This window comes from Fulvivirga sp. (assembly GCF_040220315.1).
Classification (GTDB): Bacteria; Bacteroidota; Bacteroidia; order Cytophagales; family Cyclobacteriaceae; genus Fulvivirga.
Map to the genome: position 1 here is coordinate 1 of NZ_JAVJUY010000261.1, position 1,764 is coordinate 1,764.

3 protein-coding genes are annotated in these 1,764 nt (G+C 38.5%); all 3 read left to right on the forward strand.

Features of this window, described 5'->3' with window-relative positions:
* The first annotated feature begins 324 nt into the window (after positions 1–324).
* Entirely contained in the window at positions 325–867 is a 543-nt protein-coding gene (locus RLO81_RS12640) for a potassium channel family protein (protein WP_350112052.1), read from the forward strand.
* Positions 868–954: 87 nt separating this feature from the next.
* Positions 955–1,146, forward strand: coding sequence for a hypothetical protein (locus tag RLO81_RS12645; protein ID WP_350112054.1), 192 nt, complete (start codon positions 955–957; stop codon positions 1,144–1,146).
* Positions 1,130–1,764 (forward strand): SPFH domain-containing protein (locus RLO81_RS12650; protein WP_350112056.1); only part of this gene is annotated, 635 nt, incomplete at its 3' end. The genes RLO81_RS12645 and RLO81_RS12650, both read left to right, overlap by 17 nt.

Sequence of the window (1,764 nt, forward strand, 5' to 3'; positions counted from 1 at the left end):
TAAAAGAGATCAAAAACCCTTATTATGGAGAGGCAATGTTGACTTGTGGTGAAAACAAAGAAGTTATTAAGTGAGTGGTAGTGAGTCCCCGGTCACTGGGTATTCATACCGGGGATTTCACTTTTGAATTAAAAAAGATAAATGAAGGAGTGTTGCAAAACAGGAGATGAAAAGCCTTCGGGACACAGAAAGATCCTGACCCGGGTTTTTTGGGGGATTATAATTTCCATCGTTCTTCTTATTGCGCTGATGGATATGCTCTGACAGCCAGGAAAGGCAGCCTTTTTAAAAATAAGTCCATTTGATAGGCACGAGGATCAGGTCATGGAAAAAAATAGATACGCACCGAGTTTTGCAAACAATCTATTGAATGGAATGAGCCCTACCATCATTCTGGTGGGAGCGGTAGCCTTGCTGTATGTGTATTTGATGCAATTTATAGATCATAAACTACTCTGGGTTCAATATGTTGTGCTTTTGTTTGCGATGGTCAAGGCATTGTTTTTTACCTTCTTCACTATCAAGCAAATAAAGCGGTCTATTTTCCAATGTTATTCATTGTACCGATTGATTTGGATATTCGGTCTCTTGGTATCCCTCATCATATTTTCTTTTGCCAGTGATTTTGTGTGCCTGTCCGGTTTTGATAAAAACGCTTTTGCGGGTATTGAGCAATCTGGCTTTCTCAACGATTTTTTTGAGTACTTCTACTTTAGCACCGTAACGTTTGCTTCTATCGGATACGGGGATATAGTTCCGGTTAGCGGTTTAGCCAGAGTGCTGGTCATCATGGAGATCGGACAAAGTTTTATATTGATTGTTTTCGGATTGTCAAACATCAACAATATGCAAATTGATAAAAATTAAAAAACATATAAAAATTACCAGAATAAATTAAAAAACTATTGATAATACTTCGTTTCACTAGTAGGTACTCAAAAAAAACTTATACACATGAAATCGAAAATATCAAGATTGGAATACAGTAAAATAATTCTGGAGAAAGTAAGCTTTAGTCAAGGACTTATGTTAAAAGAATTTCAAAAAGCACTTGGCTTGCTCCCTGAACATGAAGTAGAGGAGCTACAGGTTTGGTTTCAGACAAATTTTAGTACCAGCCTTAGAAGTAATGGAAAATTTGGCTGACACCTTTAATAAACATGTCCTAAAAAACATCATAAACCTGAATCAAAATTACATCAAAATAGGAGCTGTACGACTCGTACTATTAAGCATGTCAAATCTAAACATTAAGAAAATGAAAAGTAAATTCAGCATTTTAAGTATAGCAGTGATTGCTCTTTTCGCAATTGGCTGCTCAGTGGTAAAACCTGGTACACAGGCTATGAAGTGGAGACCTTACGGCAAAGGGCTTCAGACCCAGGAAGTCTTTAAAGACGGAGTGGTGTGGCACATGCCCTGGAACGGCGTGGTACGTTACAATATCCAGTGGCAAACCTATACAGAACAAGTAGCCGTCCTTACCAAAGATGAACTCCATATCCCGATCATAGTATCCGTTACTTTAAGGCCGGTTGAGGCAGAGTTGGCTCAATTGGAATTGGAGGTAGGTCAGGACTACTACAAGAGTGTGGTGAAGCCTGAGTTTATCAGCCTGACCAGAAATATTTTTGCGGACTATGAGTACAAGGTGGTTTCACCAAAGAGTCCTGAGATAGAAGCAGCAATATATAAGCAATTGGTGACAAAGATCGAAGGAAAACACCTGGAGATTGATAATGTGACCATTGATCATATCAAGTA

Coding starts and splice junctions, on each gene's coding strand:
- RLO81_RS12640 (WP_350112052.1), top strand. CDS start 325: ATGGAAAAAAATAGATACGCACCGAGTTTTGCAAACAATCTATTGAAT.
- RLO81_RS12645 (WP_350112054.1), top strand. CDS start 955: ATGAAATCGAAAATATCAAGATTGGAATACAGTAAAATAATTCTGGAG.